13 protein-coding genes and 1 other RNA gene are annotated in these 13098 nt (G+C 42.2%); 9 read left to right on the plus strand and 5 right to left on the minus strand.

Annotated elements, in window-relative coordinates:
- Positions 1–166 precede the first annotated feature (166 nt).
- The 4 genes from rpmB to ftsY all read left to right on the plus strand — a co-directional run bounded on the left by rpmB (position 167) and on the right by ftsY (position 1842).
- Positions 167–403, plus strand: a complete 237-nt coding sequence (gene rpmB / locus ACH3Z1_RS12185; protein WP_178889158.1) for a 50S ribosomal protein L28 — start codon at positions 167–169, stop codon at positions 401–403.
- Between the two features lie 30 nt (positions 404–433).
- Positions 434–616 (plus strand): 50S ribosomal protein L33, encoded by a 183-nt coding sequence (gene rpmG / locus ACH3Z1_RS12190; protein WP_133472563.1) that lies wholly within the window; start codon positions 434–436, stop codon positions 614–616.
- A 2-nt stretch (positions 617–618) separates the two neighbouring features.
- Complete coding sequence (locus ACH3Z1_RS12195; protein WP_294991686.1) at positions 619–792, plus strand: DUF4295 family protein; 174 nt, start codon at positions 619–621, stop codon at positions 790–792.
- Positions 793–876: 84 nt separating this feature from the next.
- Positions 877–1842 carry a signal recognition particle-docking protein FtsY gene (ftsY, locus tag ACH3Z1_RS12200; RefSeq protein ID WP_490822256.1) on the plus strand — a complete coding sequence of 322 codons (966 nt, stop codon included), beginning with the start codon at positions 877–879 and terminating at the stop codon, positions 1840–1842.
- A gap of 81 nt (positions 1843–1923) precedes the next feature.
- On the opposite strand, the gene ACH3Z1_RS12205 is transcribed toward ftsY, so the two are convergent.
- Entirely contained in the window at positions 1924–2400 is a 477-nt protein-coding gene (locus ACH3Z1_RS12205) for a hypothetical protein (RefSeq protein WP_490822257.1), read from the minus strand.
- A gap of 103 nt (positions 2401–2503) precedes the next feature.
- Here ACH3Z1_RS12205 and ACH3Z1_RS12210 point away from each other — a divergent pair, with 103 nt between their 5' ends.
- The 5 genes from ACH3Z1_RS12210 (at position 2504) to prfB (ending at position 8075) form a co-directional block, all read left to right on the plus strand.
- Complete coding sequence (locus tag ACH3Z1_RS12210; protein ID WP_490822258.1) at positions 2504–3469, plus strand: polyprenyl synthetase family protein; 966 nt, start codon at positions 2504–2506, stop codon at positions 3467–3469.
- A 70-nt stretch (positions 3470–3539) separates the two neighbouring features.
- Positions 3540–5246: an amino acid permease gene (locus tag ACH3Z1_RS12215; protein WP_490822259.1), complete on the plus strand. Its 1707-nt coding sequence runs from the start codon at positions 3540–3542 to the stop codon at positions 5244–5246.
- A gap of 140 nt (positions 5247–5386) precedes the next feature.
- Entirely contained in the window at positions 5387–6412 is a 1026-nt protein-coding gene (locus tag ACH3Z1_RS12220; protein ID WP_490822260.1) for a Smr/MutS family protein, read from the plus strand.
- 113 nt (positions 6413–6525) lie between these two features.
- Positions 6526–6908: RNase P RNA component class A (rnpB, locus tag ACH3Z1_RS12225), an RNA gene on the plus strand.
- Between the two features lie 80 nt (positions 6909–6988).
- Positions 6989–8075 (plus strand): peptide chain release factor 2 gene (prfB, locus tag ACH3Z1_RS12230; RefSeq protein ID WP_490822261.1). Its coding sequence is split into 2 segments (ribosomal slippage): positions 6989–7048 and positions 7050–8075, totalling 1086 coding nucleotides; the frame shifts between segments, so codons are not numbered across the junction.
- A gap of 89 nt (positions 8076–8164) precedes the next feature.
- On the opposite strand, the gene nhaA is transcribed toward prfB, so the two are convergent.
- From nhaA to ACH3Z1_RS12250, 4 genes are read right to left on the minus strand one after another with little or no spacing between them, the layout of a single operon-like run.
- Positions 8165–9352 (minus strand): Na+/H+ antiporter NhaA, encoded by a 1188-nt coding sequence (gene nhaA, locus ACH3Z1_RS12235; protein ID WP_490822262.1) that lies wholly within the window; start codon positions 9350–9352, stop codon positions 8165–8167.
- A 32-nt stretch (positions 9353–9384) separates the two neighbouring features.
- Positions 9385–11028 (minus strand): OstA-like protein, encoded by a 1644-nt coding sequence (locus ACH3Z1_RS12240; RefSeq protein WP_490822263.1) that lies wholly within the window; start codon positions 11026–11028, stop codon positions 9385–9387.
- Positions 11028–12032 carry an MlaD family protein gene (locus tag ACH3Z1_RS12245; protein WP_490822264.1) on the minus strand — a complete coding sequence of 335 codons (1005 nt, stop codon included), beginning with the start codon at positions 12030–12032 and terminating at the stop codon, positions 11028–11030. The genes ACH3Z1_RS12240 and ACH3Z1_RS12245 overlap by 1 nt, the downstream gene beginning before the upstream one ends.
- 57 nt (positions 12033–12089) lie before the next feature.
- Positions 12090–13028: an N-acetylmuramoyl-L-alanine amidase family protein gene (locus ACH3Z1_RS12250; RefSeq protein ID WP_490822265.1), complete on the minus strand. Its 939-nt coding sequence runs from the start codon at positions 13026–13028 to the stop codon at positions 12090–12092.
- Between the last annotated feature and the right edge of the window lie 70 nt (positions 13029–13098).

The following is a 13098-nucleotide window of genomic DNA, read 5'->3' on the forward strand; positions in this document are numbered from 1 at the left end:
TGCGGACTTGCGGTCTTTCGGACTTCTCTGTGGATAACCCCGCCCAAATTAAAAATCCAAACAGGATTTATACGGGAAATGTGAACAAATTTCACAAAAAAAGAGGTTTTATTATTGATATTTTGGCACATTTCCCTACCTTTGCCGTCCCGAAAAAAATTGAGTCATGGCAAGAGTATGTCAGGTTACTGGAAAAAAGCCGATTGTTGGAAATAGTGTTTCTCACTCAAACATTAAGACCAAGCGCCGTTTTTTACCAAATTTACAGAAGAAGCGTTTCTTTTTTGCAGAAGAAGACCGTTGGGTGACCCTCAAAGTGTCTACTGATGCTTTAAGAACCATCAACAAAAACGGTTTAGCAACTGTGATCAAAGAAATGAGAGCCCAGGGCGCTAAGATCTAATTAAACAACAAGAAAAAACTACCTAATACAATGGCAAAGAAAGGTAACAGGGTACAGGTAATTCTGGAATGTACTGAGCACAAGACCACTGGTCTGCCCGGTACAAGCCGTTATATCACTACCAAAAACAAGAAGAATACGCCTGAGCGTATGGAACTGAAAAAGTTCAACCCGATTCTGAAAAAAGTAACTGTTCATAAAGAAATTAAATAATCATGGCAAAAGCAGCTTCCAAAAACGCGAAAGTAAAAGACCAGAAAGCAGCCGCTGAAGCTAAGAACTGGACTAAAGTTATCAAGGCTGTCCGTAGCCCTAAAACTGGTGCATATACCTTTAAAGAGGCTATCGTACACAAGGATAAGGTGAAGGACTACATGTCTGAGAAATAATCATTCTCAACCTGATCATATTAAAAGCTTTCTCTTTTACGGGAAGGCTTTTTGTATTTAATTGCATCGCTAAAAACACTTCTCATGGGATTTTTTGACAAGTTATTCGGGAAGAAAGAAAAAGAAAGCCTGGACCAGGGTTTGCAAAAAACCAAGGAAGGATTTCTTTCCAAAATCACCAAAGCCATTGCCGGTAAAAGCACGGTAGATGAAGAAGTGCTCGACCAACTGGAAGAAGCATTGGTAGGTGCTGATGTTGGGATTGATACCACCATCAAAATCATTGAAAGAATTGAGAACAGGGTTAAACAGGATAAATATGTAAACACCACTGAGCTGAATAAACTATTACAGGAAGAGATTCAGAACATGCTGGTGGATGCACCTGATTTCTCTTACAAAGACTTTGATATTCCAGAAGGCAAAAAACCTTATGTAATACTGGTGGTGGGTGTAAATGGTGTAGGTAAAACCACCACCATTGGTAAACTGGCACACAATTATAAAAAAGCCGGTAAAGACGTGGTATTAGGTGCTGCCGATACCTTTCGCGCAGCAGCAGTAGATCAGTTAACCATCTGGAGCGAGAGAGTAGGTGTTCCGATTGTAAAACAGGCCATGGGCTCAGACCCCAGTGCCGTAGCATTCGATACCGTCAAAAGTGCGGTAGCACGCAATGCAGACGTCGTGATTATTGATACAGCCGGACGCTTACACAACAAGCTGCACCTGATGGATGAACTGGGAAAAATTAAACGCGTGATCCAGAAAGTGATTCCCGACGCACCACATGAAGTAATGCTGGTGCTGGATGGTTCAACCGGACAAAACGCATTGGAACAGGCCCGTCAGTTCACCGCCACCACGGAAGTAACTGCCTTGTCTATCACCAAACTCGATGGTACAGCCAAAGGAGGCGTGGTACTTGCCATCGCCAATCAATTTCAGATTCCAGTAAAATATATCGGCGTAGGAGAAAAAATAGATGACCTCATCATCTTTGACAAAAAAGAGTTTGTAGACAGTCTGTTTACGATAACAGAGAAATAAGGAATAAGAAATAAGGAATGAGAAAGTGTTAGGGATAATCTCACTTTCTCATTCCTTATTTTTTATTTCTCTGTTGCTTATTTAAAACGTAAACCTTATCCCAATTCCACCCCAGCCACCTTCGAAATAGTTGTAGCCGATAAAGTTGAAAGAAGGCTGCCAGTCGAAGCTAAGGTTTAAGGGGGCACCTTTTATTTTGTAATCAACACCCAGTACACCATCCACACCAATGGCAAGACCATCATTACGGGTAGGATAACGGTTGCGCCAGTTGTCGCTCCACAAACCAAGGTGTGCACCACCACCTACATACCATTTCAAGCCATCAACACCGGTAAAATCGCCATGGTACTCATAGAGACCCGTTAAGCGAAAACCATCATTTGAAATATAGCCAAGACCTTCAATGGCGGCATTACTTTTCACGAAGTGTTTTACACTAATGGCCCCGGGGTACACTTTCACACCCAAAGCGGTTTTGTAGGTGGAGCCTGTGCTCTGCGCCATAGCAACAGAAGCTGTAAAAACAATCAGGGTTAACAGAATTACTCTTTTCATAACAGTGTTTTTCTCTTATAACATAAAATCGTGCCAAAAATAATCCCGTTAATCTTCAAGGAATAGTTAAGGTTGCTTTTGCTTTTATATTTAGGTTTGTATTATGCACAGTTTTAAAGATTTAGTAACAGATTTCGGGAATCATTTTGCAGTCAGGCATTTTCCTGAACAGCCCTCCAGTTTATATGAACCCAACGAATATTTCCTGTCCTGGGGAGGTAAAAGAATACGTCCTGTCATGTGTCTGATGGGCAATGAATTGTTTGATGAAATTCATCCCGATACCTGGCATATGGCAACGGCGATAGAACTGTTTCACAATTTTACCCTCATTCACGACGATATCATGGATGCAGCCCCTTTGCGCAGGGGTATGGAAACCGTGCATATCCGTTATGGTGAAAGCACTGCATTGCTGGCGGGTGATGTGATGCTCATTAAAGCATATGAATACCTGAATAAAATCAATCCACAATACCTGCATCGCCTACTCAACCTGTTTAACACAACAGCGAGGGAAGTTTGTGAAGGGCAGCAACTGGATATGGATTTTGAAAAACTGGAATCGGTTTCTCTGGACGCTTATATTCATATGATCAGTCTGAAGACATCTGTACTATTGGCTGCGAGTTTGGAAATGGGCGCCATTATTGGCGGTGCCAGTGAAGGCAATTGCAGACATCTCTACGATTTCGGAAAAAACCTGGGTATCGCTTTTCAGGTGCAGGATGATTACCTGGATGCTTTTGGTGATCCTGAAAAATTCGGGAAAGATGTAGGCGGAGATATCCGACAGAATAAAAAAACATTTCTCCTGTTACATGCAATGGAAGTGGCATCACCGGAACAGCGAAAAGAGATGGAACACTTAATGCGACAAAACCCTGCGGATAAAGTAGAAAGAATGTTGGCTATTTTCCGCGCCTGCAATATTGATGAATGGGCCAGGGCGCTCAAAGATAAATACCTGCAAACAGCATTAGGTCACCTTGAAGCCATTGCCGTAAGAGCCGTTCGTAAAGAGCCTTTACAGGAACTGGCCAATTTTCTCATACAGCGAGAATATTAACCGGATTGAATTATCTTGTCAACTGTTCAGTTTATAAATAACGATTCTTCCATCACCAAAACCAACCAGCATGCCAGGTTCTCTTTTCAGAAAAAAATCACTTGATAAAATTACGGCAGATGCAGCAGCCGGTCATACAGATGCACATGGAACCGGACTGAAAAAAGTATTGGGTGTTCGTGATCTCACTTACCTGGGTATTGCGGCAGTAGTGGGCGCCGGGGTGTTTTCTACCATTGGCGGCGCTGCTTATGATGGAGGGCCGGGTATATCACTGCTATTTGTTATTACAGCCATCACCTGTGGTTTCTCTGCACTTTGTTATGCTGAGTTTGCCAGCCGGGTGCCTGTTGCAGGAAGTGCCTACACCTATTCCTATGTTACTTTTGGAGAACTGATTGCCTGGATCATCGGTTGGGCACTGATACTCGAATATGCCATTGGTAATATTGTGGTAGCCATTTCATGGAGCGGCTATTTCAATAACCTGCTGGTACATATTTTCAATATTCATTTGCCCGATTGGTTACTGGTAGATCCGCTTACGGCTTCGAATGCTTTTACAACGGCCACCAATGCAATGGCTGCGGGTAATATTACAGATCCTGCACAGTTAGAGTCTTACCGTTTTGCCATCAATGCCTATAACAGCGCGCCAGTCATCGGCGGTATGCATATCTTCTTCAACCTGCCGGCTTTCATGGTAGTGGCATTGATAACATGGATCACCATCATCGGTATAAAAGAAAGTAAAAAAACGGCCAATGCCATGGTGATCTTCAAAGTGGCCGTCATCATATTTGTCATCATTGCCGGAGCTTTTTTTGTGGATACCAATAATTGGAGACCCTTTATGCCCAATGGATTTACCGGGGTACTGAAAGGTGTATCAGCCGTGTTCTATGCCTATATTGGCTTTGATGCCATCTCTACCACTGCAGAAGAATGTAAGGACCCGCAACGCGATTTACCAAGGGGTATGATTTATTCGCTGGTAATTTGTACCGTTTTATATATACTGATCGCACTCGTGCTTACCGGTATTGAGAACTATGCAAATTTCAAGGATGTAAATGATCCACTGGCTTTTGTATTTGAAAACAGGGCGCCATGGATTGAAAAAATTGTATCCATCAGTGCAGTTGTCGCTACAACATCGGTGATGCTCGTGTTCCAGTTGGGACAACCGCGTATCTGGATGAGCATGAGTCGCGATGGATTATTACCCAAACGTTTTCAGAAAATTCACCCCAAATACAATACACCCGTTTTTGCATCGATTGTAACGGGTATTATTGTGGCTGTAGGTGCTTTGTTTATTGAATCGGGTATCATGACCGATCTTACCAGCATTGGTACTTTATTTGCCTTTGTACTGGTGTCGGGAGGAGTATTGCTTCTGCCACCGGTAAAAAAGGAACCGGGTAAATTCAGTCTGCCTTATATCAATGGTAAATGGATTATCCCGGCATTAACACTGACATTCATATTTCTTACGCGTGAAAGATTGCAGCTGGCCATTAATAACCTCACTACAGAAGGTTACCAGGAAATACTCTTTATTGTATTTGTGATCATTACGATTGTATTGAGTGTGCTCACCTTTTTGCGTAACTATTCTTTTATACCCATCATGGGCGTGTTTACCTGCTCGTATCTCATGATTGAAATACCTGCCTTAAGCTGGGCCTGGTTTTTTATGTGGATGACACTTGGGTTGTTGATTTACTTCTTTTATGGCCGTAAAAACAGTGTGCTGAACCAAACAGAAGTGTAGACAGGGAATGGGAAATAAGAAATAGGAAATAAGGAATGAGAAAGTGAAGAGAAGTGGATCAAATTACAGATAATTTACTTTCTTATTCCTTATTTCCTATTTCTTATTCCTCTGTTTCCCTTCTTCCGTATTTTTGCCCCATGAAATACCAGGTAGGAGACGAGATCATTGTATTACACAGCAATGAAGAGGGAAAAGTAATTGAACTGATCAACGATAAAATGGTGATGATCGAAGTAAGAGGCGTAAAGTTCCCTGCTTATATGGACCAGATCGACTTCCCTTATTTCTATCGCTTTACCAAAAAGAAAGAACCGGAAGAGCAAAAAGCACCCAAACAATATATTGACCAGCTTCCCAAAGAAAAACCCAAGCCCAACCAGATACAGGTGGCAGATGGTGTTTGGCTGGCTTTGATCCCCAAATTTTCACTGGATGATTTTAATGATGAAGTGGTTGATTTATTAAGGGTACATCTCGTGAACAAAACCCCGCAGGCATACCAGTTTGTGTATAAACAGTTGTTTGCGCAGGAACTTAATTTCGAACTCAGCAACCAGGTACAGGGATTTCATGATTTTTACCTCCACGATATTGCTTTTGAGGCAGTCAATGACAGTCCCTCTTTTTCCATTGATTTCTCATTGCTGCAGCCTGAAAAAAAGAAAGCTGCTCACTATGAAGCGCAACTGAAGCTGAAACCCAAACAACTGTTTCAGCGTATTGAAGCGATGAAAGAAAACAATGAGCCAACTATTTCTTACAAGTTATTTGATCAGTATCCTGATAAAACGGAAGAAGATTATGTTGATCTCTCAAAATTGTCTGGTAAGGGATACAAAATTTACGATGCATCCAAAGCACGACAGCACCTGCCGCCTGCCCGTTCAGTAGTGGATTTGCATATAGAAAAGCTGACACATGATTACGAAAAGATAAGCAATATTGAAATTGTAGGTATCCAGCTATCAGAATTTGAAAAGTGGTTCGATCTGGCGGTAGCACATCACCAGCCGACATTGATTGTGATTCATGGTGTTGGTACCGGCAGATTAAGAGAAGAGATACACGATATCCTCAAAACCAAAAGGGAAGTAAAAAATTTCATCAACCAGTATGATCCGCGTTTTGGATATGGAGCGACGGAGATTTTCTTTCAGTATTAATTGAGTTGCCACAGGAATAACAGAATGGCACTGAAGGGGTCTGTGTATAACTGCTTTTTGGTGGTCATTCATCTAACATAAACATCTGTATTCATTTTCGTACCTTTGCCCTTCCATAAGCCCGAACCATCGCTTCTCTCGCCTAAGGCGAGAGGGGAGGAAAGTCCGGACAGCAAAGGGCAACCCACCGGTGAAGAGCCGGCTCCCCACAGCAGTGTGGGGACGAGAAAGTGCCACAGAAAATAACCGTCTCGCCTTAGGCGAGATAAGGGTGAAAATGTGAGGTAAGAGCTCACGGTTTTTACTGGTAACAGTAAGAGCGGGTAAACCTTGGGTGCTGTAATGCCATGTATAGGAATCATTGAGGGCGGCTCGTCCGATTCCAACAGCAGTGTTGGGAGGGTTCCAGGGTAGGCAGCAAGATCGCAACAGTAATGTTGAGGCCAGATAAATGATGGTATTGGAACAGAATCCGGCTTATGAGGCTTATGGTTTTTTAAATGTATTGATGTCAGATGGCAGATGTCGGATTTTTTCAAATCTGATATCTGCCATCTGACATCCAAAAATTCAAATATGACAATAGAACAAATTAAAATTTTAAGGGACCGTGTAGTTGTCCTGAGGAGGTTTCTTTGACGTCGATAACAGGAACTATAAAGTAGATACCGATCGACAGCTCTCACTCTCGCCTGGCTTCTGGGATGACAACGCCCGTGCTACGGCTATCATGAAAGAAATTAAAGTAAATGAATACTGGCTCCGTCTGTACAAACAGGTGGAATCGGCAGTAGAAGACTTTGCTGTACTCTTCGATTTCTGGAAAGCAGGTGATGCTTCTGAAGAAGAAACCAAACAGGCTTATGAAAATGCATTGACCAGTATTGAAGATGCAGAGTTTAAGAGCACCCTCAATAAACCTGAAGATGAGTTACCTGCCATTGTGCAAATCAATTCCGGTGCAGGTGGAACGGAAAGCCAGGACTGGGCAGAAATGCTGCTTCGTATGTATCGTATGTATGGCGATAAACAGGGCTGGAAAGTAACTGAACTCGATTTTCAGGAAGGTGATGGTGCCGGTATCAAAAGTGCCACACTGCAGTTTGATGGCGATTTTGCTTATGGGTTTTTAAAAGCAGAAAGTGGTGTACACAGACTGGTGCGCATTTCTCCTTTTGATAGCAATGCAAGGCGTCATACATCATTTGCATCGGTGTTTGTATATCCATTGATTGATGATAGTATTGAAATCAATGTAAACCCCGGCGATCTTGAATGGGCTTTTTACCGAAGCGGAGGTAGTGGCGGACAAAACGTAAACAAAGTGGAAACGGCCGTTCGTCTGAAACATATTCCCAGCGGATTTATTGTGGAATGTCAGCAGGCACGTACACAGGGCGAGAACCGTGAATTGGCCATGAAAATGCTGAAGAGTCGTTTGTATGAGGAAGAATTACGCAAACGCCAGGAAGCCATGAATGCCACCAATGCCAACAAGAAAAAAATAGAATGGGGAAGCCAGATCAGAAGTTATGTATTCCATCCCTATAAAATGATCAAAGACCACCGCACTGATTACGAGGTAGGTAATGTAGGTCCGGTGATGGATGGAGAGATTGATGGCTTTATTAAAGCGTATCTGATGATGGAGAAAGAGAGCTAGGGAACAGAGAAATAAGAAATAAGAAATAAGAAATAAGGAATAAGAAATAAGAAATGAGAAACAAGGAGTAAACCATACTTTCTAATTTCTTATTTCTTATTTCTCTGTTTCTTGAGCCACATATACCCACTCAACATAGCGATCAGTGAGGCGAGCAGGACGGAAATTTTTGCGATATCCTGTTCTGCTGCATTGGTGAATGCCAGTGTTGAGATGAAGATACTCATCGTAAAACCAATACCCGCCAGTAAACCGCCACCTATCATTTTATACCAGCCCGTTCCAGATGGCAGTTCTGCCAGTTTTCTTGATACCAACAGATAACAGGCGGTGGTAATGCCTAATGGTTTGCCGATACAAAGTCCGATGATAATACCCCAGCTTAAACTGCTGTTTAAAGCCTGCAAACTGTTTTCAGGAATACCGATAGCTGTATTGGCCAATGCGAAAATGGGCATGATGATGAAATATACAGGTGTGTGAAATTTTAGTTCCAGTTTTTCCAGTGAAGAAACGGGCACCATAAAAGCAAAGACCACGCCAGCAACAGTAGCATGTATGCCCGAGTTGAACATGCAATACCATAACACAATACCCAGCAACCAATGTAGTATGCCAAATGTCATTTTTCTTTTATTCAGGAACCATAGAACAGCCAGTACAGCAATAGCACCGATTAAATAACCGAATATAATTTTACCTCCATAAAATAAAGCGATCACCACAATGGCGCCAAGATCATCGATGATGGCAAGTGCGGTGAGAAATATTTTTAATGCGACCGGTACTCTTTTACCCAGCAGCGATGCGATACCAAGCGTAAATGCAATATCGGTGGCCGTAGGAACGGCCCAGCCAGCCATATAGGCGGTGCCTTTGTTAAATAAACCAAACAACAAAGCCGGTGCGAACATGCCACCAATGGCACCCACCACAGGAAGAGTCGCTCTTTTAATTGAAGCCAGCTCTCCGCAAACCAGTTCACGCTTGATTTCCATACCAGCCAGGAAAAAGAACAATGCCATCAGTGCATCATTGATGACCAGTAAAGGTGAATTGGGTAATGATAAAAAGCCCATGTGGGTATGGTGGTTCAGTGTGCCGTCAAAAGAAATATGCCACATGGTTCTGTAGGCTTCACCCCAACTTCCCCAGTTGGCTGCCACCAGCGATACAGCAGTACATACCAGCAACGTGATACCGATGGCACGACTATCATGTATAAACTGCCTTAAGGGATGCAATAAACGGGTATGTACAAACCTGGGTAAGATCATACTTGCAATTTACAGATTAAACAGGGGATAGTTTATTGAGAGGAGAGGATATCGAACCTGCTCTTGGGTCTTCGGTTATCCAGCCACCTGAAATTACGCAATTTCAGTTCTTCGTGATTCACCTGCCGCATCGGGTACATAGTGCCATCGACAGCATTGATTAATACTACTTTTTTGGGTTTGCCTTTATCGAAGCGAATCTCAATCACATCAGAACTATTTTTATTTACGCCGATAAAATTCTTCTGTTCATCAACCCCATAATACACATTTTCTGAATTGCCCTTTGCCCGCAGAAAATGAATTTGTCCCGTTGTGTCAAAAAAAGCATTGATGGTATTACCCTTCACCTGGTTAAAATACATGGAACTATCTACTTTGCTGAGAGCCAAAGCATTTTCAAACACGTATAATCTTTCGGGTTTGCTGTTTTTCAGGTACATGTAAATGGTGTCGCCACTTACCTGGTTTTCCTGTGCCCATACGACGGGCTGTTTGAATATGCGAAACACAGAATCTTTTAAGGCATAAAACAAACTATCGCCTACGCTTTGCAATGAATCGGAATAGATCTTCACATTGTAATAGGCTTCAAAATATTTATCGGTACTGTCTTCTTTGGTACTGTCAGGCGAAAAAATAAAATCAACGCTGTCTCTTACCCTTGGTACGGTTTTGATTTTGAGCAGATCAGATAGTTTGGCAGAATAAAAAGTATCGGCAGCAATATAAATAGAGTCGCGATCCTGTTTCAATAATAACAATGGACTCTGTGTAGCCAGTAAAGAATTCTTTTTGTTATTGGTTTTAATATTATTGGCAATCAGGTCGAAACCTTTTGCTGAATCTTTACCACGATATACGGCATTACCCCTGAACTCTCCCAAACCACTCAAACTGTCCAGTGCCATTTCATCGGCCGTCATGGTATAGGTACTGTCATCAATAATAGAACGTTTGAATAACTGGGCGCGTTTGTTTTTCAGGTCATAAAAACCATCACGTGTTTTGATGATAAGCTTTTTATCGTTGCGGATGGTGGTCGGACTTGTAAATGTGGCGATCTCTGTATCTGTATTGTATTGCAGTGTATCGGTATTGATGCGATAATCCGGATTAATCAACACCACTTTCTGTTTGAAATAAATATCTCTGGTGTCGCCATAATAATAACCTTCCTTGCTGGTAAGTGTTGTTTTTTCATTCACCACTTTGCCATTTTTGAGATAAGTGCCAATCTTTACCGTCACGTCATATTCCAGCTCTTCAGTTGTAAGGGTGCTCTTTCCATCCGTTAATCGTACCCTCTTTTTCAGGTAGGCTTTTTTCTCCTTTGCGAGGTATTTCAGGTATTGCGCATAAGTATGTACACTGTCTGCATCATTGATATGGATATTACCAAATGCTTCCAATACGTTTGTAATAGGGTTTAGTACAACACTGTCTGCATAAAAAAGTGTCTTGTCCTGCTTCATGATCACATCGCCCGCGTAAGAAATAAACTGGTTCAGCGAATCGATTTTTTGTATGTGATTACGACGCGCTTGTAAAGGCTCCAATAATCTGCCTGTTACAGTTTTACTTGTATCTGTAACGGGTGGATTGCTGGTTTGTGCCTTGGTGAGTAAACTACAGCACAACAACAAACTGCAAAAAACAAATTGGCTGATCCGCATTATTGTTTATTCTTCGTAGAGTCTAATGGAGCCATTAAGGGACCTGTTTTATCTTTCTTGCCAAACACTGAAATGTTTACATAACGTTTGGGATGTACACGCAGATCATCCATCAGTATATTGGCACTCCTTACGGTATTACTCAGGTTATCATACAATGTTTTATCGTTGAGCAGTTTGCCTAATGAACCATCGGTAGAAGAAGCTTTGGCCAAAATACTGTTCAATGTTTCAATGGAAGTTTTTAACTGGGCTACGGTACCATCTATATCAGCTTTCGATAAATTTTCAGTGGTCTTCTCCACATTACTGAGCATACGGGTAACTTTCTCATTGTTGTCGGCCAGGTTTTTGGTGAAACTGTTTACATTATTCATGGAAGCAGTAATAGCACCTGTTTGCTCGTTGAGCATGGCTTGAATAGAGGCAGACGAAACGACAAGGCTGGCAGTGGTTTTATTGATATTGGCAATAACGCCCTGCAGGTTGTTTTTAGTAGCCGGATCAAAAATAGTATTGATGTTTTTCAGTACACTGTCGAGCGAACTTACGGTAGCTTTAATCTGGTCGCCCACAGGTCCCAGTTTATTCATTACATCACCCAATAAACCCGCAGAGGAAGAGGTAAGTATGGTATCACCCGATTTTACATAGGAAGCTGCATCACCCAGACTAATACTGATGCTGGCATTACCCAATGGGTTTTCTTTAATAGAAGCAACAGAATTAACGGGAATATTATAGTTGTCTTTCAGTTTAATGGCCACTACAATGGCAGAAAGATTGGCATCAGCATTTTCGATATCGTATACAGAACCCACCTGGAAGCCGTTGATGAATACACCATTGGATACCATGATTCCTTTGGTATCGTTGTATTTGGCGTAAATGAAATTACCGGTTTTGAATAAGGTTTTGCCTTTCAGGAAATTAAATCCGAGGATCAGTAAAGTGATGGCAATAGCCGTAAGCGCACCCACTTTTGTTTCGTTCGATATCTTCATATCGCAAAACTAAGGTTTCTTGGGTTTAGGCCTTCTCATTAGCCTGTTAAAGCGGCTTTATTTTCTATTACCGGCAGCGGTAATGCCAGCCTGGTTTTCCAGAGAGTTTTTATAAATACGGATGGCTTTGGTTACTACCTGACAAATTTCCATCTGCCCTTTTTCGCTGTTGAGGTAGTCTTCTTCCTCTGGATTTGATATAAAACCTGTTTCCACCAGTACTGCAGGCATGTTAACGGCCTGTAAAACCCAGATACCTTTTTTTCTTTGCTGGGCCTTACGGCTTACACGGCCTACTTTCTCAAATTCTTCTTCAATGGTCATGGCCAGTTTGGCACTGCGCTGAAAATATTGCTGGGTAAGAATATTGGCCAGCATGGTTTTGGTAGGATCGTTGGCATCGGTTTTTTTGCGTGCTTCCAGAATTTTTACGGAAACACTATCCAGGTATTCATCCAATCCCTCACTGGCTACCGCTTTGCGCTCATCGGTTTTATCGATACCATAAATAAAGGTTTCGGTACCCATGGCCGGACTGGGTGTGGTCCAGGTACGGTAATCTTTTACCCTTTGTTTAACCAGTTTTCCTTTTCTTTTAACGGTTATGGTTTTATAGCCAATAAACTCTCTGTTTCGGCGTGATGCGGCCGAATTAACGTGTATACAGACGAAAAGATCGCCTTTTGCCTGATTGGCTATATCGGCTTTATGGATAACGGAGTGGAAAACATCGGTTCTGCGGGTCATAATGATCTCCACATCGGGTAAGGCATCCTGCAGCATTTTCTCCAGTTTCAGGGCTACTTCCAGTGAAATCTGGCTCTCGGTAGAATACCTGCCACGGGCACCCACATCTTCGCCGCCATGACCGGCGTCAACGATGATCCTTCGGAGCACCTGTTTTTGCTGAGGTTTGCCCTTATCAGACGTAAAGGAACAGAAAATGCCGATCCCTAAACTTAACAAAACAAAAGCAGCACATTTTACACGCATCATATCAATTCGTTAAAGGATTATAACCAGAGTTCGGTTTACACGCTTCAAACACTATTTTTGCCAGGTGAAT

It is taken from the genome of Sediminibacterium sp. FW305-C-49 (assembly GCF_058231085.1).